The 21,981-nt window shown below is 46.0% G+C and carries 16 protein-coding genes and 1 pseudogene; 8 read left to right on the top strand and 9 right to left on the bottom strand.

From position 1 onward, the window contains the following. Positions 1–8: 8 nt before the first annotated feature. Positions 9–206 (bottom strand): DUF3185 family protein, encoded by a 198-nt coding sequence (locus CWI73_RS09705; protein WP_126752605.1) that lies wholly within the window; start codon positions 204–206, stop codon positions 9–11. A gap of 178 nt (positions 207–384) precedes the next feature. Between CWI73_RS09705 and CWI73_RS09700 the strand changes: the two genes are divergently transcribed. Then, positions 385–2,856, top strand: coding sequence for a TonB-dependent receptor plug domain-containing protein (locus CWI73_RS09700; protein ID WP_126752604.1), 2,472 nt, complete (start codon positions 385–387; stop codon positions 2,854–2,856). A gap of 89 nt (positions 2,857–2,945) precedes the next feature. On the opposite strand, the gene CWI73_RS09695 is transcribed toward CWI73_RS09700, so the two are convergent. Both CWI73_RS09695 and trhO read right to left on the bottom strand, forming a co-directional pair. After that, positions 2,946–3,422, bottom strand: a complete 477-nt coding sequence (locus tag CWI73_RS09695) for a Dps family protein (protein WP_053953276.1) — start codon at positions 3,420–3,422, stop codon at positions 2,946–2,948. Between the two features lie 147 nt (positions 3,423–3,569). After that, entirely contained in the window at positions 3,570–4,493 is a 924-nt protein-coding gene (trhO, locus tag CWI73_RS09690; RefSeq protein ID WP_126752603.1) for an oxygen-dependent tRNA uridine(34) hydroxylase TrhO, read from the bottom strand. A 48-nt stretch (positions 4,494–4,541) separates the two neighbouring features. Here trhO and CWI73_RS09685 point away from each other — a divergent pair, with 48 nt between their 5' ends. Further along, complete coding sequence (locus CWI73_RS09685) at positions 4,542–5,378, top strand: sulfite exporter TauE/SafE family protein (RefSeq protein WP_241968881.1); 837 nt, start codon at positions 4,542–4,544, stop codon at positions 5,376–5,378. On the opposite strand, the gene CWI73_RS09680 is transcribed toward CWI73_RS09685, so the two are convergent. Further along, a complete protein-coding gene (locus CWI73_RS09680; protein WP_126752602.1) occupies positions 5,286–6,341 on the bottom strand; it encodes a CNNM domain-containing protein in 1,056 nt (351 codons plus the stop codon). The genes CWI73_RS09685 and CWI73_RS09680 overlap by 93 nt on opposite strands. A 25-nt stretch (positions 6,342–6,366) precedes the next feature. Continuing rightward, entirely contained in the window at positions 6,367–6,951 is a 585-nt protein-coding gene (locus CWI73_RS09675) for a YqaA family protein (RefSeq protein WP_126752601.1), read from the bottom strand. 144 nt (positions 6,952–7,095) lie between these two features. Here CWI73_RS09675 and hemH point away from each other — a divergent pair, with 144 nt between their 5' ends. The 3 genes from hemH to CWI73_RS09660 are packed head-to-tail and all read left to right on the top strand — an operon-like array spanning position 7,096 to position 9,278. Continuing rightward, positions 7,096–8,199: a ferrochelatase gene (hemH, locus tag CWI73_RS09670; RefSeq protein ID WP_126752600.1), complete on the top strand. Its 1,104-nt coding sequence runs from the start codon at positions 7,096–7,098 to the stop codon at positions 8,197–8,199. A gap of 35 nt (positions 8,200–8,234) precedes the next feature. Continuing rightward, positions 8,235–8,705, top strand: coding sequence for a retropepsin-like aspartic protease family protein (locus CWI73_RS09665; RefSeq protein WP_198675177.1), 471 nt, complete (start codon positions 8,235–8,237; stop codon positions 8,703–8,705). 30 nt (positions 8,706–8,735) lie between these two features. Further along, positions 8,736–9,278: a hypothetical protein gene (locus tag CWI73_RS09660; RefSeq protein ID WP_126752598.1), complete on the top strand. Its 543-nt coding sequence runs from the start codon at positions 8,736–8,738 to the stop codon at positions 9,276–9,278. A 101-nt stretch (positions 9,279–9,379) separates the two neighbouring features. Here CWI73_RS09660 and CWI73_RS09655 read toward each other — a convergent pair whose 3' ends face one another. Next, positions 9,380–11,020, bottom strand: a complete 1,641-nt coding sequence (locus CWI73_RS09655; RefSeq protein WP_126752597.1) for a methyl-accepting chemotaxis protein — start codon at positions 11,018–11,020, stop codon at positions 9,380–9,382. 123 nt (positions 11,021–11,143) lie between these two features. Beyond that, on the bottom strand, positions 11,144–11,773 hold the full coding sequence (locus CWI73_RS09650; RefSeq protein ID WP_126752596.1) for a peroxiredoxin: 630 nt from the start codon (positions 11,771–11,773) through the stop codon (positions 11,144–11,146). Positions 11,774–11,910: 137 nt separating this feature from the next. On the opposite strand from CWI73_RS09650, the gene CWI73_RS09645 reads away from it, so the two are divergent. From CWI73_RS09645 to gdhA, 3 genes and pseudogenes are all read left to right on the top strand, one after another. Beyond that, the gene (locus CWI73_RS09645) at positions 11,911–13,098 is read left to right on the top strand and encodes a GGDEF domain-containing protein (RefSeq protein WP_126752595.1); all 1,188 of its coding nucleotides are present in this window, start codon (positions 11,911–11,913) and stop codon (positions 13,096–13,098) included. A gap of 147 nt (positions 13,099–13,245) precedes the next feature. Then, positions 13,246–16,218, top strand: coding sequence for a TonB-dependent receptor (locus CWI73_RS09640; RefSeq protein WP_126752594.1), 2,973 nt, complete (start codon positions 13,246–13,248; stop codon positions 16,216–16,218). Between the two features lie 123 nt (positions 16,219–16,341). Next, a pseudogene (gdhA, locus tag CWI73_RS09635) lies at positions 16,342–17,439 on the top strand (NADP-specific glutamate dehydrogenase); the annotation flags it as partial. 2 nt (positions 17,440–17,441) lie between these two features. Here gdhA and CWI73_RS09630 read toward each other — a convergent pair. Together CWI73_RS09630 and CWI73_RS09625 are read right to left on the bottom strand one after the other, a co-directional pair. After that, positions 17,442–19,061, bottom strand: coding sequence for a serine hydrolase domain-containing protein (locus CWI73_RS09630; protein WP_126752593.1), 1,620 nt, complete (start codon positions 19,059–19,061; stop codon positions 17,442–17,444). Positions 19,062–19,077: 16 nt separating this feature from the next. Then, on the bottom strand, positions 19,078–21,951 hold the full coding sequence (locus CWI73_RS09625) for an insulinase family protein (RefSeq protein ID WP_126752592.1): 2,874 nt from the start codon (positions 21,949–21,951) through the stop codon (positions 19,078–19,080). Between the last annotated feature and the right edge of the window lie 30 nt (positions 21,952–21,981).

Below are 21,981 nucleotides of genomic sequence, written 5' to 3'. Positions count from 1 at the left end.
TGTAGATTTTACTTGCCGCGAATGGTGGCGTACAGGCCAATGACAACTGCAGCGACGCCACCAATTAAATACCAAATGGTGTTGTCTGTTGGTTCATTGGTTGCCATTTCCGATACTTCCGACGCAATGGATTGTGACGCTTCATAGGAGAAGTAAAGCAAGATAGCGCCAACGATAATTAATACAATACCAACTATGCGTGTCATAACGGTTTCCTCTTTTTGTGTTAACAGTTTCTCAATATATCGCACTATAAACTAAGCGCAAGCCCCACATTTTTTCTTTCTTTATGTCATATAACATATTTCTAAACCTTTTTTGTGGGTGTAGTTGTTAATAAGTAGGTGTCGTTTAAAACTAAAATAACAAAATTGGGGAAAAACTATGACTAGAGCGCCTTTCAAGCTAGGTTTTTTATCAGTGTCTCTGGCTGCTACGTTTATGGTTCCGGCAACTGCCATGGCTCAAGATGCAGTCAATGCCGAAACCGGCGAGTCAATTGAGCGAATTGTGACGCTGGGTTCACGTGTGAATGGTCGGACGGCTACAGAGTCTGCGTCACCTATTGATATTATCTCAGCCGATCAGTTGGTTGATACCGGTGCCACTGAGCTGGGTAAAGCTTTGCAAATGAGTGCTCCGTCATTTAACTTCTCGTCAACGACTATTTCAGATGGTTCGGACATTATACGTCCGGCAACTTTACGGGGTTTAAATCCTGACCAGGTATTGGTCTTAGTGAATGGTAAACGTCGCCACCAGCAAGCGCTGGTGAACGTGCAGGAAACCATTGGTAAAGGCTCAGCGGGCTACGACATTAACGCCATTCCGATTACAGCGGTTGAGCGGGTTGAAATTCTTCGTGATGGGGCCGCGGCTCAGTACGGCTCTGATGCTATAGCGGGTGTTATTAACATTACGCTGAAAAGCTCCGAGGGCGGCAGTATTTCTGCTGAAGTAGGTCAAACGTATGAAAAAGACGGCGAAGTAAATACTGTTGGTATTAACTTTGGTAAAGAGTTTGATAAGGGCTTCTTCAACGGTACGTTGGAATACCGTGACCGCGGCATGACCAACCGCGCATCGCCGGCTGAAGCATCACTTATTGGGGATTGGTTGTCGCCAAGCGGTGAACCTGTCGTTCGTTTACACGTTGGCGACGCAGACTCAGAGAATATGTACGCTTGGTTTAACGCTGGTTACAACTTGGGCAATACCACTGAGCTTTACGCGTTTGGCGGTGTTTCGAATCGCGACGGTGGCTCTTCAGGCTTTTTTCGCGGGCGCGATCATCAAAGGACAATTGAATCTATCTACCCTGATGGCTTCTTACCGAAACTAGCAACAGAAGCTGATGACCAATCATTAGCCGTAGGTATTCGCGGTGATTTGCCCAACGCTTGGTTATGGGATGCCAGTGTCGTTTACGGTAAAAATGAGTTTGGTTTTAATTCGTCTAACTCTGCAAATACCAGTTGGTATTACGAGCCACACCCGGATGGCGGTATTTATGGTGAGACGCCAACGGAAGCCTTTGACGGTGAGTTAGTGTTTGAGCAAACTACATTCAACTTCGATGTGAATGGTACTGTCGATGTAGCGAATGAACTGCTCTACTTAGCTTTAGGCGTTGAATTGAGACGAGATGGTTATCAAATTAATCAGGGCGATCCCGTTTCGTGGGCTTTCGGGCGACAAGATGACCGTGACATACAAATTTTAACGCCTTATGTAAATGATGAAGGAGAGCCTATTTCTGCAGAGCCAGGTATTCAAGGCTTTCCAGGGTTTGGCCCCCGACAAGTTATTGATGCTGATAGAGACAGTTACGGTGCCTATGTTGATGCGGAGTATTATGTTACTCCTGACTTTTTGCTAGCGGGTGCACTTCGCTATGAAGACTATGATATTGCCGGAGACAATATATCCGGAAAATTGTCTGCACGCTACGACATTGATAATGACTTCTCGCTTCGAGGTACTGTTTCGACGGGCTTTAGAGCGCCGGGTGTGCAACAAATGTACTATAGCCAAGTCTTGACCAATGTTGTTGGCGGAACTTTGGTCGAAACGGCAACCATAGCTAATAATGATGAAATTGCACAGCAGTTCGGCATTAAGGAGTTGGAGGAGGAGACTTCGGAGAGTGTCAGCGTAGGTTTAATTAAGCGGTTCAACAATGGCTTTGATATCACTATCGACGCTTATCAAATTAATATTGATGACCGTATTGTACTTTCAGAGCCTCTACAAGCAGATGTGGGAGCGCAATTTGCCGATATATTGGAAGATAATCAGCTTGGCGCAGTCCAGTTCTTCACAAACTCAGTTGATACTAAAACCACGGGTTTGGATGTTATTGCATCTTACCCAACTGAGTTAATGGAAGGCGAGTTAAACTTAACTGCGGCCATGAGTTTTATGAACACCGAAGTTGAGCGGGTGAACTCGGTGTCATCTCTCATTGATGGCGATGATATTTTCAACGACACGCAGGTGCTTCGTTTGGAAGAAGGTCAACCCAGTGAGAAAGCAACTATTAGTGCTGACTGGTCTCGCAACGCCTGGAATGTGAATGTAGCGTTTAACTACTTCGGCTCTGTTGAAGGTCAGGCATTTACCGGCGTTAAAAAAGAATGGGGTGGTAAATGGTTGACGGACGCATCCGTTGGTTATGACTTCACTGATAATCTGAATGTCCGTATTGGCGCAAACAACCTGTTTGATACTTACCCAGATGAGTGGGGCAGCGAAGGCTCTCCATTCTCGGATGCGGGCTTCAAATACGGTTGGGAAACCTTCCCGTTTGGTATTAATGGTGGCTACTACTATGCTCGCTTGAACTATACGTTCTAAAGGGTCTTGTCTAAGTACTGCATAGTATAAATAAAAACGCCCCGCTTTGACGGGGCGTTTTTTATGGCTGAGCTCAATTAATCGAGCCTTCAATCACCTAAATAAGAGGTCAGCATCCACGCTGTTTTCTCTTGCTCTTTGATGTAGTCACTCATCAGCGCGTTAGTACCTTCGTCACCGGCTTCATCTGAAAGCTCCAGAATTTCGCGCTGTAAGCGAATGGTGGTTTGATAACTGTCCAGAATATTCGCAACACAAGCGCGACCTTCGTGAACGTCTTTCACTTCCTCAATTTCGCTGTTCTTAATGTACGTTGAGTAAGCATGCTGAGGGCGTTGCCCTAAGGTCAGAATACGCTCTGCAATTTCATCAATTTTCAGTAGCAAATCGTCGTAGGTTTCTTCAAACTTTGCGTGCAATTCGAAGAAGCGCTCGCCTTTAATGTTCCAATGGAAACCACGAACGTTCATGTAAAATACTTGATAGTTCGACAATAACTCGTTCAGTTTGTCACCAAGTTGCTCGGCTTTTTTCTTGTCTAAACCAATAACGCTTAACTGTTTCATAAAACCCTCCTTTGTCATCGTTATGCTTTAACCATAGTCCATTCGTGGGGTTAAAGAAAGCGATGAAAATCGATAAAGCTGACAGTTAAATTCGATAACTGTCAGCTTTAGCTTACATTAGAGAATACGCTTATGAAGCGAGTTAGATCAACTCAGTGACTCTACTTTACCATCGCGAATGTGTTTCTCGCCGCGCGCTTTAGCAAGTTGAATTTGGCGTTCGCGCTCGGCGAAACGTTCTTTTTGCTCTGGTGTGGTTTTGTCGAAACAGTGTGGGCAGCTAACCCCTTTCTGGTAGTGCTCAGAAGCCATTTCCTCTTGAGTAATAGGCATACGGCAGGCATAGCACTGGTCGTATTCGCCCTGCTCCAGCCCGTGCTTCACAGTGACACGTTGGTCAAACACGAAGCATTCGCCATTCCAGCGGCTATTGTCCTCCGGCACCAGCTCGAGGTATTTCAGAATACCGCCTTTTAAATGATAAACCTCGTCAAAACCCTGCTCTTTTAGATACGCCGTAGACTTTTCACAGCGAATACCGCCGGTGCAGAACATGGCGACTTTCTTGTGCTTTTCCGGATCAAGATGTTCTTTTACATACTCTGGAAACTCGCGGAAGGTATCGGTTTTAGGGTTTACTGCACCCTCAAATGTGCCTACGGCATACTCGTATTCATTACGAGTATCAATAACCAGTACTTCCGGGTCAGAAATCAGGTCGTTCCACTTTTCCGGCTCAACGTAGGTGCCAACCGTGTTCTTAGGATCAACCCAGTCGACGCCCATAGTGACAATTTCTTTTTTGAGCTTGACCTTAGTGCGGTAGAAGGCCTGCTCTTCACTCGGTGATTCCTTGTGATCAATGTCAGCAAAACGTTCATCTGAACGTAGATAAGCTAAGACGTTATCGATGGCTTCACGAGTACCGCAAATAGTACCGTTAATGCCTTCTCGAGCCAGCAGAAGGGTGCCTTTTACGTCGTTGTCGATAAGGGTTTGATAGAGTGGTTCGCGAATTTGCTCATAGTCATTGAGCTCGACAAACTTATACAATGCCGCACAAATGTACATATCGTGTTACCTTTTTCAGCGGTTCGGAACGTAAATCCGAAGCCTTGTTTGGAAATAGTCGATTTAAAAATCGAGCGCGAATTATACGTATTGATCCAGAGCAGCGCAAACCGGGAGTCGAAGTCAGTGGTCAATGAGTCTTTATTTTATGGGTTAGTGTTGCTGTCTGCGGCAACGTCGTTATTAAGTGCGGTCGCTGGTGCTGGGGGCGGTGCGGTATTGATTGGCGTTATTGCGCTAGTGTTGCCTGGCAGCGCCGTTATTCCGGTTCATGGTTTAGTGCAAATGGGCTCGAACGTAGGGCGGGCAGCGCTGTCATGGCGACATATTCACTGGTCGACTATCGCTTGGTTTGTGCCTTTTGGGCTATTGGGCACCTTTCTCGGAAGCCTGTTACTGGTTCGGTTACCGACAGAAATACTGCAAATTACCATTGGCCTTTTCCTGTTATGGCTAACCTGGGGGCCAAAATTACCGCAAAGCTTGTCCGGGCGTGCGGGTCTTGTCGGCGGGGGCTTGTTAACGGGGTTTTTAGCATTATTTGTTGGCGCGTCAGGACCTTTGGTGGCGGCCTTCGTAAAAGCCCGGTTCAGCGAGAGAATGCAAACCGTTGCTACCTTTGCTGCAGTTATGACTTTCCAGCATGGTCCTAAAGCTATTGTATTTGGTATGGCTGGGTTTGTTTTCAAAGACTGGTTGCCTTTGATTGGAGCAATGATAGCGGCTGGCTTTGCCGGTACCTGGATAGGTTTGCACTGGCTCAAAAAAATCACGAACCAGCGCTTTGATCAACTATTCCGAATGATCATTACCTTGCTGGCGCTGCGCTTGCTTTGGGTCGCGCTTGAGACGCTTATCCCAACGTTGTCTGGCGTAGCGGCGTAGGCTGGCAATGTTGTCGGTTTCATCCATTATCGGCGTGCCCAAAATGGTTTCGATAATATCTTCCAGAGTAATAAGTCCTAACCAGCTGCCATGCTCGTCATAGACTAACGCCATGTGTTGCCGTGTGGATATAAGGTGGCTCATTAAGGCTTCCACACTCACGGTTTCGGTAACGACTTCAACTTGGCGAACAATGTCGAGAATAGGTGTCCCTTCGTCGGCGTCAAAAACATCGCTGCGGAACAGAATGCCGTGTGGCTCTTCTTCGGCGTCGATGACTGGGTAACGGGAAAAGGGGAGCTCACGAATCTTTTGACTAACAGCCATAATGTCTTCGTCAGGTCGTATGGACTCGCAAACCGTTCGCGGTGTCATAACTTCTTTCACCCGAATGTCGTGAAGGTCAAGAATGTTTAAAATAACACGTCGCTCGTCCGCATCCAGAGCCTCTTCCTCGTGACCAATGGTTGCCATGGCTTTTATCTCAGAGCGCACGTCAATTTCTTCTTCCCCACCGCCGATACGTTTTGTTATTTGGTCTGACAGCCAAATAAAGGGCTTAAGCGTTAGAATCATGAGGTTCAAAATTGGCGGAAGCCAGGGCGCCAATGGACGCCAGAATTTCGCCCCAATGGTTTTCGGAATAATTTCAGACAAAATCAGGATAAGTAACGTCATAACTGCTGAAGCAACGCCCAGGTAACCGTCGCCAAACACAACACCGACCTGCGCACCGACACCAGCGGCGCCAGCGGTATGAGCTACTGTATTTAAGGTTAAAATAGCGGCCAGGGGTTTATCGATGCCATCTTTGAGTTTACGTAGTTGCTTATGCGTTTTTGGTCTGGATTCTTTTAGGTGAGCAATGTAACTCGGTGTTACTGACAGTATTGCCGCCTCCAGAACCGAGCATATAAAAGATACGCCAATAGCCAAAAACGCAAAAAGTATAAGAAGAGTCATCGGGCTCCGAGTGAATAACTGTTGATTATAAAAATTGTATCAACAATATAACAGAAACCGCAGCAATAAGTATGGACCATCCGGCGGGGCCCGAATAACGTTCCCAGATATCTTCCGCTTGTGGGCCGAGCCAGAACACTAAGGCGGCCAGAATGTAGTAACGTAACGCTCGGGCGATACCGGCAGCTAGTAAAAACAAGGCTAAAGGGTATTTGCCAGCCCCGGCAGCAAGCATCGCCACCTGAAAAGGAACAGGCGTAACGCCAACCAGGAATATTGACCAGAAGCCGTTATTTTCCAGAGCCGATTGAAATTCGTCGTATTGCTCCTGAACGGATAAGTAGTCAATAAACCATTGGCCGATGGTATCGAACAACGCATAACCAATGTAATAACCGCCGACTGAGCCAGCCATGAACCCCGCTAATGCGACGGACGCAATTAACCAAATACGCTCCCGCTCCAGCACCATATAAGGCACCAGGATAAGCTCTAACGGAATTGGCAAAACAGTCGCTTCTAGTGCCGAAAGAAAGAACAGAAGCACCAGTGCGTGTGGTGAGTTGGCCAGCTTCTTGTACCACTTTTCACGAGTAGATGTTGTCGACATATTAAATGGGTCAAGCAAATAGTTTCGATAGAGTGTATCGTTGCAGTGTAACCTGATTTTTTTGCAAATAGGGATCGAACCCGTTAAAAATTACGTAAATTTCGCTTCATTCCCAAGCAAAACAGAATTTTAAGGTAAAAGCAGATGAAATATCGTGGTAGTTCTTCGTTTTCCCACCACCAAGCTGACAAAATAGGTGTGCTTGTCACCAATTTAGGCACACCCGAGGCTCCGACAAAGAAAGCCTTGAAGCCCTATTTGAAAGAGTTTCTGTCAGACCCTCGGGTGGTTGAAGTGCCACGGTTGCTTTGGTCGTTAATTTTAAATGGCGTTATTTTACGCATTCGCCCGAAACGCTCAGCAGAAGCTTATAAAACGGTCTGGACAGGTCGGGGCTCACCATTATTATTCCACACCGAAGATCAGGCCAAAGGCATAGAAGCAAAATTGAAAGAAACCTGGGGTGAAGACATTGTTGTCGACTTTGCCATGCGCTACGGAAACCCGGCTATTTCCGATGTTATTGAACGGATGCTGGAAAAAGGCGTGCGTAAGCTGCTGGTTTTGCCTCTTTACCCGCAATACAGTGCATCAACTACGGCTTCGACGTTCGATGCCTTGGCAAAAGACTTTACTCAGCGACGCTGGCTGCCGGAACTTCGCTTTGTCACGCATTACCATGACTACCCGCCTTTTATAGAGGCGGCTGCTAAGCGCATTGAGCGTCACTGGAATGAGCATGGGCGCGCTGACAAATTATTGTTTTCCTACCATGGCATACCGCTGCGCTACTTGAAAAATGGTGACCCATATCATTGTGAGTGCTACAAAACCTCGCGACTGTTGGCAGAGCGCCTAGGACTGAAACAAGATGAGTATTTAACCACTTTCCAGTCGCGCTTTGGTCGCGAAGAGTGGCTGCAGCCATACACCGACATGACCATGAAAGCCTTACCGAAAAAAGGCGTTAAATCAGTACAGGTTTTTTGTCCGGGGTTCAGTGCTGACTGTCTGGAAACTATTGAAGAAATTGGTGAAGAAAACCGCGAGTACTTTATGGAAAACGGTGGAGAGCGCTATGAATACATTAGCGCATTGAATGCTGAGCCTGATCATATTGCAGCGCTAACAGAGTTAGTGAATACTCACTTGCAGGGTTGGTCCGTTGAAAAAATGACTGAACAACGCCAGGCATTAGCGAATAAAGTAGAAAAGCAAACATTGCCTTATAGTGAGGAAGGACAATAAAAGTGGCAGGCGGTAATTCTTTTGGAAAGCCCTTCATGTTCATTGCGTGGGGGCTGGCAATTGCTCTATTAGTTTGGTTTTTTCAAGACCAGTTGCAGGAGCAGTTTAATCCGAACTCACACATTCAAAGTCATAGAAACGGTGGGGATGTGACCGTTGTCCTCGAGCAAAACCGTATGGGACATTATGTGGCCAGAGGTAAAATAAATGGCCAACAGGTGACATTTCTTTTAGACACCGGAGCGACGTTGGTCGCGGTTCCTGAAGAGCTTGCGAGTCAATTAGGTTTGCAAAAAGGGCGGCAAGGCATGTCACAAACCGCAAATGGCCGGGTTATTACCTATCGGACGGAGATTGATACATTGGAACTGGGCGACATACGTCTTAATAACGTTGATGCGTCTATTACGCCGGGTATGGACGGAAACGTTATCCTTTTAGGAATGAGCGCATTAAAAGAATTTGAGTTAACCCAAAAAAACGATACGCTTAGGTTAACGTATTAAAACGAATCACATTTATAGGAAGAATGAATTATGCATAAGTTGTTTATTGGAATGGCAGCGATTGCCTTCAGTGCTACCAGTTTTGCTCAGCAGTCAGGATTAGAGGCTTGTGCCGAAATTGAGGACTCTTTAGAGCGTTTGGTGTGTTATGACAATTTAGCGAAAAAGACTCAGTCCGGGGAGAAGCAACGTCAAGACAGAGAGCTTCCGGAGCAGGCCCGTAAAGGCAAGCAGAAAGCGGCTGAAATGAGAGAAAAAGCGCAAGAGCGCCGCGAACAAGCGCAACAAAGTCAAAAAGATACGGAACGTGCAAGTGATCGCTTCGGGTTTGAACATAAAGAGAGAGAAGAAAAGGAAGACGAGCGCATTAACGTGACTCTGGCCGAGCGCGAGGAAGGACCTTACGGAAAGTGGCGTATAACTTTAAAAAATGGTCAGGTTTGGAAGCAGACGGACAGTGGCTATTTTTCCTGGGAAGGAGACGCTTACTACATTGAACGCGGTGCACTTAACTCATTCTTCTTTGGGCGTGAAGGCTCTAATCGTCGCATGCGAGTTCAGCGCGTTAAGTGAAGCCCGATGTATACATAGCGCAGAGATATTTGCTCCGCAAACCGAAAACTCCGGGAACTGCTCAATTCGGCAGTTCCCAAGTAGTCACTAAATAACGAACTTTAGCTAATTCGGAATTGACGCAGCTCGCGTTGCAAGTCAGACGATAGCTTCGCTAAGTTATCGCTGGACTCCTTAACTTGAGCTGATGCCTGCGCTGACTGATCCGAAATACTGCTAATGGTGTTAATATTCTGATTAATTTCGTCCGTTACAGAACTTTGCTCGTCCGCAGCACTGGCTATATGACTGTTCATGTCGTTAATCTCATCGACAGCCTGGGTTATAGACTGCAGTGACTCGTCTGCCTCCTGGGCACGTTCAACCGTGTGATCAGCTTCTTCTTTACCGGTTTGCATGGAGTTAACCGCTTCTTTTGTGGCGCTTTGCAGACGTTCAATCATATCCTGAATTTCCTGGGTGGACTCTTGAGTTCGGCTGGCAAGCGTGCGTACCTCGTCAGCGACAACGGAAAATCCGCGGCCGTGCTCACCGGCCCGAGCCGACTCGATAGCAGCATTTAGCGCCAGCAAGTTAGTTTGTTCGGCAATTCCACCAATGACGTCGAGTACTTTACCGATATTGTCGCTATCTTCTGCCACTTTAGAGATGTTCTGAGTGGTCTGGTTAACATGGTTGGCTAATTTTTTTATCGCGGAAACCGTAGAATTGACGACTTTACGACCCTGCTTCGTATGGTCGTCAGCAGTGCGTGCGGAAGTTGCTGCGTCATTGGCGCTTTTTGCGATTTCATCCACTGTTGTCGACATTTCATGAATAGCCGTTGCGACTTGCTCAACCGCTTGGTGTTGCTCTTTTACACTGGCGTTCGACTGCTCTGAAATACTGGACAGTTCTTCTGATGACGTGGCGAGCTGTTCCGTCATAGAATTGATTTTGGTAATAGTGCGCTGAAGTTTTTCAACAAACTCGTTAAAAGCGTCTGCAACTAAACCTAGCTCGTCGCTTCTATCGAGGTTCACTCGAGCCGTCAAATCACCTTCCCCTTTAGCCATGTCCTCGAAGCGTTCCAACATTAGGTTTAACGGTTTGGTAATAAGTGGCGGGAAGAATAGGGCCAACAGCACACAAATGGCTAAACCAATAATAAGTACAACCATTTGCGTCCAGTTACTTTGCGTAATGACACCCTCAATAATTGTCGACTGGTTTAAAGCAGCCTCTTCTTTGCGTTGCTCGAGTTGGTCCAGCACGTTACGCATGGTTTCAAACTGCGGGCCGCTGTCAGTTTGACTAAGCTGAATAGCTTGTTGCACATTGCCTTGTCGGTGTAATTCAATCACCCGTTGAGCGGTTGCGATCCAGGTTTCGTTTTTCGCTTTGTAGTCCTCAACCATACGACGCTCTTCGGCGCTGGATGTTAGGCTTAAAAATCGATTCACCCGCTGCTCGGCTTGTTCGAGGTTTTCGTTGTGGGTGTCGATAAGCTGTTGTTGACGGGAAGAGCCGGGCTCAACTGAGAGTAATGTTCTTTCAGCAACTTGGGCTTGATGAAGGTCTCGGTCAGCTTGCAGAAGAAAATTGAGACCCGGTAAGTGCTCGCTTGCGATTTCATCAACGCTGTTTGCAACTGACTTAAAGTTCACTGCACTAACAGTGGCAATGCCAATAAGCACAATTGCCAGAAGTACAATGGGTAATAATAGCTTGTATCGGAATCGAAGGTTATTAAACCAGCTCATAGAATATGCCTTTTTGCTTTCGACTAAAGTCGTATAACTTATTATCGTAAGCTAAGCAGCTTTACTTTAGCTGGTCAATTAATAAACGCCGAACCCTTTGTGGGCCCGGCATTTGGTATGACGTTATTTAATGTCTGTTAAACGTAGGTAAGGCTTAACGGTTTTCCAGCCCTGTGGAAATTTCTCTTTCGCGTCTTCATCGCTGACATTTGGACGAATAATGACAGAGTCGCCAGGTGTCCAGTCAGCAGGGCATGCTACTTCTTCGCGATCAGTCGTTTGCAATGCCTCAATCACGCGCAGAATTTCGTTGAAATTACGACCAACCGTCATTGGGTAGGTCATAATGAGGCGAATTTTCTGATTCGGGTCAATAATAAACACTGAGCGAACCGTTGCTGTGGCACTTTCGTTCGGGTGAATCATGTCGTATTTTTGAGCCACTTCCAGCTCTTTGTCAGCAACAATTGGGAATTCCAGAACGGTATTCTGAGTTTCGTTAATGTCGTTTATCCAGCCTTTATGTGCGTCAACTGAGTCAGTCGATAGGCCCAGTGGTTTCACATTGCGTTTTTCAAATTCCGGCGCTAATTGTGAGGTACGGCCCATTTCTGTTGTACAGACCGGGGTGTAGTCGGCCGGATGGCTGAAGAAAAAGACCCAAGAGCCTTTGGCCCAGTCATGAAAATTAATGGGGCCTTCTGTGGTATCAATTGTAAAGTCCGGGGCTGTATCGCCAATACGTAGTGTCATGTTGTTGCTCCTAAAGTGTCTTTTTGAAACGAAAGTCGTTAATCTTTAAATAGTAGTCGATTAGTCGCTTTGCAAGGTGGCTGACTTATAACCTTTTACTCTACATTAGACAGTTGAGTTATTAGCAGGAGTTGCGTTTGTCCTTAGTCGTGTTTTTGCCGCTGGTGGTTTGGGTTCTGTTGGGCTTGTTTGCCCCGACAGTGTTGGCTGATGTAGCCTTGCCTGTGCCCGAGAGTGTTGTAGCGTCTTTAGGGTTAGTAACCCTCATTGCTGGATTTTTCAGGCAATGGCAATGGCTTTACTGGTGTGCCTGGACCGCAGGCTTTTACGCGTTAATTCAAATGGGGTTACAGCAGCCACTGAGCCAGCAGCATGTGGCTGTTTTGTATGAAGCGCTGCCTGTTTGGCTGTCGCTAACGGCGTTGCTGTTGGTGTTTATAAAATTGCCGGTGTTACTTTCACCGAGGGGCTTCTTGTTATTTGTCGCAGTTGGCTTGTCACCATTGCTACTGCTAATAGAACCGTTTTCTGGCGTTCTGGCCGTTCTAAATCCAGCCGAAATGTTAAGCCTCTCTGATGAATTACCAGGCATAGGTCTATCGCTGTGGATGATAGCAATGGGCGGTATTTGGGCAACCGTTCTTCTTTATAAAAACGCATCGGCATTTCGGTGGAGTCAGTTAGTTGCCTGGTTGGCTTTCATGATCTTTGTTGTTGGCATTGAACAAACTGACGCTTCGGCTTGGGCCGCTCTCGCAATTTCCGGCAGCCTGCTGCTGGCTCTCGCTGACCGAATGTTAAAGCTAGCATACATAGATGAGCTAACCGGATTACCGCAACGCCGAGCACTCATGAGTGAATTGCAACATTTACGCAAGCGCAGTGCCGTGTGCATGTTGGACGTTGACCATTTTAAAAAATTTAACGACCGCTACGGACACGAAGTGGGCGACCAGGTTCTCAGGCTATTAGGCAGCATATTAAAGAGCGTTAGTGGTTTCAAAGCCTACCGATACGGAGGAGAGGAGTTTACCCTGGTATTCTCACACAATAACGAAGAAAAACTGAAAGATGTGTTGGAAACTGTGCGCTCAAAAGTGGCTAATTATCCACTCACATTGAGAGACCCATCAAGACCTGAAACGTCTGGCAAAGGCAAGGAAAAACGAGGCAAGCAAAGTAACAAAAAGACCGTTAAAGTAACTATTAGCTTAGGTGCAACGACTAAGGTTCCAACCGATACCCCCGATAGTATTCTCAAGCGGGCAGATGAAAATCTCTATGCCGCGAAAAAGGCAGGGCGGAATCGGGTTGCTATTGAATGAATTTAACAATTTATTAAAGATTGGACAAAACCTAATCAAAGTAGTAGCGTTATTGTTGAGGGCAGCCCTCAGTCCTTAAATTTTCTATAACAAAAACAAGATGTACGTACACTTTACTAGTGACGTTTGTTTAAGGAGAGAACAATAATGCTAAGACTTAAAAGAACGCTCACGGCGTTATCGGTTGCTGCAGCTTTGGGCGTTGCGTCCTCTGCTTACGCTCAGGATACCGGTACGCTTCGTATTCAAGTTACAGATAGTCAGGGTAACCCTGTTCCTAATGCAACGGTAAGCGTTAGTGCTCCCGATACATTAGTCTCACGAACAGCCGAAACCGATGAAGATGGTTATGTGCGCCTAGGTGGCTTACAGCCTTCTCGCGAATATCAGGTTGAAGTTGTTGAAGAGGGTTACTCGGACTTTGAATCTGGAAATGTTCGTGTTTCATCAGGTCAAACCTTCGAGCTTAACTATTCGTTAAGCCGAGCAGGTGATGATATTGAAACCATCGAAGTTACCGGCCGTGCGATGTCGACAATTGATACGACCTCTTCAACGACGGGTACTTCCGTTACTTTGGATATGACAGAGTCGCTTCCAACGGCTCGTAGTTTTCAGGACTACTTGCAATTAGCGCCAAGTACAAAACCGTCATTAGACGGAAACCCATCGTCTAAATCGGGTGTTAACTATTCCGATATCGGTGGTGAGTATGGTTCGTCTTCGGATAACGTTTATTACCTTGATGGTGTTGACGTTACTGATAACGCAACCGGTACTTTTGGTGCAAACATTAACTCTGAAATTATTCAGGAGCAACGTATTCTTACCGGTGGTATTCCGGCTGAATACGCTGGGGGTCAGGGCTTGGTTACCCGTGTTATCACTAAATCGGGTAGTAACGAGTGGAGCGGCTCGGTTAACTATTATTTCCAGAACGATAGCTTAGTTGCTGACAACGAAAACCTGTCTCAAAACAGCTTTGATACCTTTGATACCGCGGTCACTTTGGGTGGTCCAATTATTAAAGATGAGCTTTGGTTCTTCGGTTCTTATCAAATTAAAGAACGTGAAGAAGATGTTACTGACCCTGTTACCGATACAAAGTTACGCAGTATTACCGATGAACAGGATCTTGGTTTCTTCAAGTTAACCTGGCAGCCAACAGCGAATGACCGCTTTGTTGCGAGCTGGTTTAACGACCCGAGAGAAATTAGTGGTTCAGATGACCCTCGGACTCTGAATAACCGAGATAGAGCACAAGAGCAAGGTGGTGACAACTATAAGGTTGAGTACTCGCGTTACTGGGATAACTTTATTTTAACTTTGAAAGCATCTAGCCATGAAGGTGAAGTATCTAGTATTGCTGCTGATGACTCGACTCGTAATGATGTAGCCTATCGTACGAATGACGGTTTTGAGCCGACAAATGCGGATACTGATAGAGGCGGGTATGGTGTTAATTCGATTAATTTCCGTAATAAAGACGAGTATCAGGCTACGTTAGAATACTTCCTTGATACTTACGATTACGGTAGCCACGAGATTAAAGCTGGCTTTGTTTATACAGTGAATGAGAATATTCAAGATAGTCGCTTTACCGGTGACGGAGCTCAATATACATCAATTGGTACAAGAAATGCGGGCGCTACGATTGATGATTACCTAAGTGCTGAGGACTGGGTAGGAACTCGTGATCTATCAGCAGATGATCTCTCTCGCTTGATTGACAATATGGCATCGAGTGAAGATTCTGGTCTTTATTTGAGCCGATATGATGCTAACGGAGACGGCTCAATCAGTCCTGATGAGTTAAGAAACGGCGTAGTGTTTGACTCTACTGAAGGTAATCCTACCGGTGATGTCAATGTTTACCGTATCCAGGAGCAACAAACTGCTCCAATTGAAATGGAAACAAAAGGTAAAACTTTCTTTGTTCAAGACACCTGGACTATTGATCAGTGGACAGTGAATGCTGGTCTGCGAGCTGAAACTTGGGAACACTTCTCGTCTAAAGGCGACAAGATTGCTGAGTTTGACTGGGAAGTTGCACCACGCTTCAGTGTTGTGTACGACATAGACGGTTCAAGTAAAGTCTGGGGCTTTGTCGGCCGCTACTACGACCCAATACGTACCAATATGACGGACTTTGCGGGTAACCTGACAGGACCTGTCTTACACGAGCAAATTTACTTAGAGGACCGCTGGTTAACTTACCGTGTTCGCGGTGGTGAGCAAGTTCAGGATGCATTCTTTGCGCCAAGTACTAAGACGCCTTATACCGATGAAATTCTGTTAGGTTATGCGACCAATATTGCTGATAACATGAGCATTGAGGTGACTTACACTGATAGAACAACTAAGGACATTTTAGAAGATTACGATCTTGGTGTTTATGCTAATGAGTTAGAAGGAACCGACTTCTACTTACCTCTATCTTATTTTGGCTATGACGAAAATCCTGGTTCAAACTACGTCATTGCTACTTTAGAAGGTGGTAAGCGTGACTATAAAGGTCTGCAAGTTGCTTTCACAAAGCATAGAACAGCGTCAGATAATTGGTTCTTTAATGCGTCATGGACTTATAACGATGCTAAAGGGAACACTAACTCAGATAGTAACGCTGATTTGCAGGGTGACTTTGTATGGTTAGACCCGCGAGCCCCTGGTGTATATGCTGACCAGCCAGGTAATATGGAACACCTTGTTAAGCTGTTTGGTAGCTATAAGTTTGATAATGGCATAGAGGTAGGTGCTGTTTATAACTGGAACTCGGGTACCGTGTACAGTAAAACAAGAGCGCTTTATGGACGCCATGCTCCTTTATCGGATGACCCATATGAGTACGGTGGCTATACCGATACTTGGGTACAAGAAGGGGCTATTGGTTCTCAAGAGTCACCAGCTTATGGAACCTTGGACCTGCGTGTTAAATACACTCATGACTTCGGCGAAGACTATAAAGCCGAGTTTTTCCTGGATGTGTTTAACGCATTGGATGATCAAGCAGTACGTCGTGAGCAAGATCTGGTTGCAGGCGACGGTGTTTATGCCTTTGGCGAAGGAGTTGACTGGGTTAAACCTCGTCGCTTCTACTTAGGCGCACGCTTATCGTTCTAGTCTCCCTGCTGGAGCGTTTTGTAACCCGGTGGCTTGCCACCGGGTTTTTTTGTTTTAAGCGCTTGGCGATCTAAATTTAACGGAGTACGTTAAAGAGATAAGTTTCAAATTACAGAGGCGCACATGAGCTATATAAAAGACACTATCGAGACCTTAAAGCAAACCAGCCCTGCGCAGTCCGAGTTTTATCAGGCAGTGGAGGATGTACTTGAGTCGATAGAGCCTTTGTTGGAAGAGCGCCCGAAGTATCGAGAGCAGGCTATTATTGAGCGCTTGGTTGAGCCTGAGCGGCAAGTGATGTTTCGCGTGCCATGGGTTGATGACAACGGCCAGATACAGGTCAATAAAGGCTACCGTATTGAATTTAATTCGGCATTAGGTCCATACAAAGGAGGTTTGCGTTTTCATCCAAGCGTTAATGCCGGAATTATTAAGTTTCTTGGGTTTGAACAAATTTTTAAGAACGCACTCACCGGTTTGCCTATTGGTGGTGGTAAAGGCGGTTCAAACTTTGATCCTAAAGGCAAATCAGACGCTGAAATCATGCGTTTCTGTCAATCGTTTATGAGCGAACTGTATCGCCACATTGGTCCAAATACGGATGTGCCTGCTGGTGATATTGGTGTCGGCACTCGTGAAATTGGCTACTTATTTGGTCAGTATAAACGTTTGGCGAATCGATTCGACGGTGTTCTTACGGGGAAAAGCACGCTCTGGGGTGGCTCCTTCGTTCGTAAAGAAGCGACGGGTTATGGTGCTGTGTATTTTGTGGAATGCATGCTGGACGATAAAGATGATTCATTAGAGGGTAAACGCTGCCTGGTATCGGGCTCCGGTAATGTCGCTATTTATGCGATGGAAAAGCTCTACGAACTTGGTGCGACACCAGTAACTTGCAGTGACTCAAGTGGCTCCATTTACCATGACAGCGGCATCGACTTAGACTTAGTAAAACGCATAAAAGAAGAGCAAAACGGGCGTTTAGAGGCATATTTAGAAACTCATAGTAACGCCGAGTACACACCAAGAGATGACTATCCGGAAGATGGTCATACTGTCTGGCGTTATAAAGGTGACATTGCATTTCCGTGTGCGACTCAAAATGAACTGACTGAAAAAGATGCTCAAGTGTTATTGGAGAAAGGATGCAAATATGTGGTGGAAGGTGCCAATGTAGCCGGCTTTCGAAAAGTAGCCGATGCTATGATTGAGCAAGGCGTGGTTTAATTCTGGTTCTTAGATGTTTCAGTCAGTAGCGTAAGAGCATCACTGTTCACGTTGACTGACTGTGCATTGAGGACAACAACACCTTTGCTACCGTCTAAATAAAAGCCGACAAAGCTGCTAAATCCAGCTGTTTGACCGTTATGCCAAGCGTATGGTTTGCCGCTGTTGTCTTCACTTATCATCCAGCTTAAAGCTTGTTGGCAGCAGCCTTCAATGGTTTTACGTGAAGTCAGTAATGTTGTGGTTGCTTTATCGCTGTTAGCGGTTTTTTCCATCAGCGTTTTAATATAACGAGCCATGTCATTGGGGGTTGAAACCACTGCGCCAGCGCCGGCCAGTGCTTTAAAGTGCCAATGAGGCACCGCTTCACCTAGTACATTGTGTCCAGCCGTCAGGCTTTCCGGTTTACAGTCACTGTTTAATGCGACATAACTGTCGGTCATACCAAATGGCTCAAAAATTCGTGCTTGTAATAAGTCCGAAAATGATGTGTCAGAGTGCTTAGCCAAAGCTTCTGCGAGCACTCCATAGCCAAAATTCGAATACTCGTAAGCTTTTTCGGTAACAGATGCATTCGCAAGTGCAGACTCTAGCATGGTTTCATCAAAATGGGCGTAAGGGTCACTCTGATCGGCCTTGTCAAACAGGTTTTCCGGTAAACGAGGTAGTCCGCTATGGTGCACTGCCAAGTCTTTTAAAGTGACTTCTGTGGGGGCTTTGGACCAGAACTTATTAATGGGCGTGTTTAAGTCCAGATTTTCGTTAATAGAAGCCGCGGCTAACAAATAGCCCACCATGGTCTTAGTGACAGAACCAATCTCATAAAGCGTATTGTCATCATGGTCGCCATAGAATTTCTTTTCGATTTTTTCCGGCGTTATTACTGCAACGCTAGCTCCGTGCTCACCAAGTTCGGGTGTGTCTGTGCTCGCCTGTTTATCTTCATCCTCTAATTTTTTCAATGTTAATGGAAAATCCTTGCCTTGCGTAAAAGTACCTGTGTATCCGTCCTCAGTCAGTTCACCGGAGAAGCTGGCTTGTAGCATAGGAGACCCAAAGCTGAGCTTGTTGTCGTTAATAATGAGTTCAGTCAGTGGAATTCCATAGCTTTGTTGGGCGGGGCTATCGAGCGTACCTATGTAACCATTGTGAACAACAGCTACATTAACTCGAAGTGGCAGTGTGCTGGTGTCTGTGACAGATAGCTTTCCAGCGTAGGTCGCCTCATACTTTAAACGGGCTTGGTCACTCTCGGTTAGTTTTTGCATGTCCAGGTCAAAAGACTTACCTTGTTTAAAGGTGCCTTCTAAAGTGCCTCCGTTTAACTCCCCTTCGTAGCTGGCGCTTAAGCTCTTGTCGGAAAAGCGGACTGTATTTTTACTGAGAGAAAATTCAGTAGGCTTATGTTCAAACATGCCTTGGTTAGGGCTGTCTAAAGTTAGCTGACCGTCTTTTATTGAAAGGCCTATGGTTAAGCTAACGCCGTCTTGTATTTCTAATTCACCACGCCACATGCCATTAAGTTCAGAGTCATACTGGCTAGCGTAAGAAGTTGGGTGGCAGAGAGCTGCCACCGTTATAAAAATACCTACGACCCATTGAGTCATTGTTTTCATGATATATCCTCAAATATTATTGAGTCTCCATAGCTTGGTGAAACTCTGCGAGATCTTCCACAACCGTTTGATTCGGTAAGTCTGCATAAGGTTCGTCTGCGAACTTAGTGCCGCGGAGCTGCACGGAAATACGGGCAGCGTCCGGATTCATTAACGTATCTTTATAGAATGCTCTAGCGTCTGCCAGTGTCGTGCTCTCGACGGCTTTAATCAGCTGCTCTTTACTGTCAAAATCATAACGGCCAAGCGCTAAGTCTGACAGTATTGGAGCGACTTCTTCGCGCATATTCTTCGGCGTTTCTTTTAACGTTACCAGCGCACTTTGCTTTAACTGAGCGAACTCGTCTTCAGTCATCTTCTCAAGTTGCGTCCAGTATTCGTCTTTGAACTTGTCAAAACGCGCCTGCATATCCGCCACGCTCTTAACCGGCGTTTGAATGTATAGACCAAAGCCTGCGTAATTATCAAGCGATGGCGCAAAAGCGCCGACGGCATAAGCCAGCTGCTCTTCGGTACGCAAAGTATCAAAGGCTGCGGTGCGGAAATGGCTCTGCAACACAGCACCCGCTGCCTGAGCTTTAAAACCTGGCTCTGGATGAATGTGTGCGTCTACCAGAGCTACATCGGCAACCTCGAGATCTTTGCGTAATACAATAGCTTTGTTTGATTGAGGCGCCCAGAACTCGGCGGTCTCAAAGTCAGTGACTTCCCGGTTCTCAGGTAAGCTTGTTTTAACGCGCTCTACGGCTTCCGTTAAGTCAGACTTGTCGTAATTACCAAACGCAAACACACGAATGGAATTATTACCTAACAGCATTGCCATGTAAGCTTCTAATTCTTCATTGCTGAGCGATTGAGCCGTGTTGATTAAGTCTGACTGCTCAAAACCACCTTCGCGAATTAGCTGCCCGTACGCATCGAAGCTCTGGTAAATAGGGAATTGCTGACCTTTGTTTTTCAGTGCACGAACATAGCGATCAACGGCCTGTTTAAAGGCTTGTGGGTCAACCTCAAAGCTTAAGCCTTCAATAGCACGCTCAAGCAACTGAGGCTGTTTATCGGTAAAACCGGAGACGGTTAATGTCATGCCAGTTGTATCGTTCAAGCTCAAGTTCATGCCGGCAATGTTCGCTTCTGTATCTAGGACACTGACGTTCATGTTGTACAAATCTTTCCACAAAGCGCCTAGAACGTTCGCTTTAATATCATGCAGTGTCGCAGGATTATTAATTTGAACGTTAAAAATGCCGCGTGGCTGATCACCATACAGTTGGCTTGGGTATTGCCATACTTGCAGGCCGTCCTCGTCAATAACCACCTGAGGCTTCTCAAACGCGTCGTTTTTCTTAACCTCGAAGCTCTCCGGTAGAAGCGTATTCACTTTAGGCAGGTTAATTGCCATTTTGGGGTCTTGTTTCCAGCTAGCAATTTCTTCGGCAGTTATATTCGCTACTTTGTATTTGCCATCGTAGTAGTCAAGTTCGCTGTCATGCGGCTCATCCTGACTGATGTACCAAACACGCAAACGCTCAGGCGTTAATTGAGAAAGCACTGAACGAATAGCTTCAGGGTTAAACTCTTGGTATTCGTAAGGCGCACTAATAGCATATTCAGCCGGATAGTTTTGCATGGCTTCCGCAAGGTTGGAGACATAACTAAACTCGTCGCCTTTCTCTAAAAAACGGAAGCGGTTATTCAAGCTGGTTTTTATTTCATTGAAATATTTTTCGTCGACGCCTTCCGCACGTACTTTGTCAATGTACTGCATAATAAGCGCGACAATCTCTTCACGCTGCTGCATGCCGCTATCGGTGAGCTCAACGTCTAAACGCATAACGCCGTAGTTACCATAGAAATTTGGCTGCGCAGAAGCATTTAGACTCGCAATAAGTCCAGCCTCTTTCAGTTGCTGAGCGGGAGTGCCCGGCATTTCAGAGCCAAGCAAGTAGCTTACATAGCGGTTAGGCTTAACTTTAAACTGGTCTTGGTTGTTGTTAATGATGAATTCAAGCTTCAGCTGTTTAACGTCTTCATTCGGAACGTAATGAATGCGTTTTTTGCCGACACCGTCAAAGTTAATTTGAGCCGTGACTTCAGGCTCGTCGATACCGTCGTCTTCAATACTGGCAAAATGCTTACGGGCTAACGCTTCCATGTCATCAAGCGAGCGGTTGCTTATCATTGCCACTTTCATAATGTTTGACGAATAAAAACGGTTATAGAAGTCGACAGTTTCCTGATGCAGCTGACTGTTTTCTTTGTCGCTGAGGCTTTCAAGGTTGCCAATAAGAAAACGATTAGAAGGGTGTGAACCAAGCAACAAGCGACCGAGTTTAAATTGACCAAAGAAGTCCATTTCACGGCGCATCGACCACTCGGCATTGACCGCATTACGCTCTTTATCCACATACTCCGGGTAGAGTTTTGGCGCTTTGAAAAAGTCTGAGAAGCGGTCCAGGCCTTCGTCGTACGCATCATTGTTCACTTTGAACATATAATTAGTAATGTCCAGCCAGGTGTAAGCGTTCTGGCTACCACCATTATTGCTCATAAACTCGCTGTAACCATTGGTATCTGGGTACTTTTCGGTGCCCAGAAACAACATGTGCTCCAGGTAATGGGCCATGCCTTGTTGTGATTTAGGGTCTTGTAACAGACCGACACCAACACTTAACGAAGCCGCTGACTTATCAACATCAGGGTCTGACACCAGCATAATTTCAATGTTGTTATCAAGTTTCAAAACGCGATAGTCACGCTCGTCGTTTGGGCTTTTAATCAATTTACCCGCGACAATACTTTGCGCATTCGGTGTTTCAGTAACGGTCTGGCCGCAGCCTGTTAGTAGCAGGGCAGAGCTAATAGCGCTCGCAAGTAATAACTTCTTCATATTGGAGGTCCCTTTTATTCATCTAATGTC

Origin of the sequence: Idiomarina piscisalsi, assembly GCF_003987095.1 — a bacterium.
Classification (GTDB): domain Bacteria; phylum Pseudomonadota; class Gammaproteobacteria; order Enterobacterales; family Alteromonadaceae; genus Idiomarina; species Idiomarina piscisalsi.
The sequence above is the reverse complement of the archived record's forward strand: the minus strand, read 5'-3'. Positions and strand labels throughout refer to the sequence as shown.

What these genes read in the sequence shown, in the direction of transcription:
- CWI73_RS09640 (WP_126752594.1), top strand. Translation starts at nt 13,246, where the DNA reads ATGCTAAGACTTAAAAGAACGCTCACGGCGTTATCGGTTGCTGCAGCT.
- trhO (WP_126752603.1), bottom strand. Translation starts at nt 4,493, where the DNA reads ATGTACATTTGTGCGGCATTGTATAAGTTTGTCGAGCTCAATGACTAT.
- hemH (WP_126752600.1), top strand. Translation starts at nt 7,096, where the DNA reads ATGAAATATCGTGGTAGTTCTTCGTTTTCCCACCACCAAGCTGACAAA.
- CWI73_RS09705 (WP_126752605.1), bottom strand. Translation starts at nt 206, where the DNA reads ATGACACGCATAGTTGGTATTGTATTAATTATCGTTGGCGCTATCTTG.
- CWI73_RS09695 (WP_053953276.1), bottom strand. Translation starts at nt 3,422, where the DNA reads ATGAAACAGTTAAGCGTTATTGGTTTAGACAAGAAAAAAGCCGAGCAA.
- CWI73_RS09655 (WP_126752597.1), bottom strand. Translation starts at nt 11,020, where the DNA reads ATGAGCTGGTTTAATAACCTTCGATTCCGATACAAGCTATTATTACCC.
- CWI73_RS09665 (WP_198675177.1), top strand. Translation starts at nt 8,235, where the DNA reads ATGTTCATTGCGTGGGGGCTGGCAATTGCTCTATTAGTTTGGTTTTTT.
- CWI73_RS09630 (WP_126752593.1), bottom strand. Translation starts at nt 19,061, where the DNA reads ATGAAAACAATGACTCAATGGGTCGTAGGTATTTTTATAACGGTGGCA.
- CWI73_RS09650 (WP_126752596.1), bottom strand. Translation starts at nt 11,773, where the DNA reads ATGACACTACGTATTGGCGATACAGCCCCGGACTTTACAATTGATACC.
- CWI73_RS09625 (WP_126752592.1), bottom strand. Translation starts at nt 21,951, where the DNA reads ATGAAGAAGTTATTACTTGCGAGCGCTATTAGCTCTGCCCTGCTACTA.
- CWI73_RS09660 (WP_126752598.1), top strand. Translation starts at nt 8,736, where the DNA reads ATGCATAAGTTGTTTATTGGAATGGCAGCGATTGCCTTCAGTGCTACC.
- CWI73_RS09680 (WP_126752602.1), bottom strand. Translation starts at nt 6,341, where the DNA reads ATGACTCTTCTTATACTTTTTGCGTTTTTGGCTATTGGCGTATCTTTT.
- CWI73_RS09675 (WP_126752601.1), bottom strand. Translation starts at nt 6,951, where the DNA reads ATGTCGACAACATCTACTCGTGAAAAGTGGTACAAGAAGCTGGCCAAC.
- CWI73_RS09700 (WP_126752604.1), top strand. Translation starts at nt 385, where the DNA reads ATGACTAGAGCGCCTTTCAAGCTAGGTTTTTTATCAGTGTCTCTGGCT.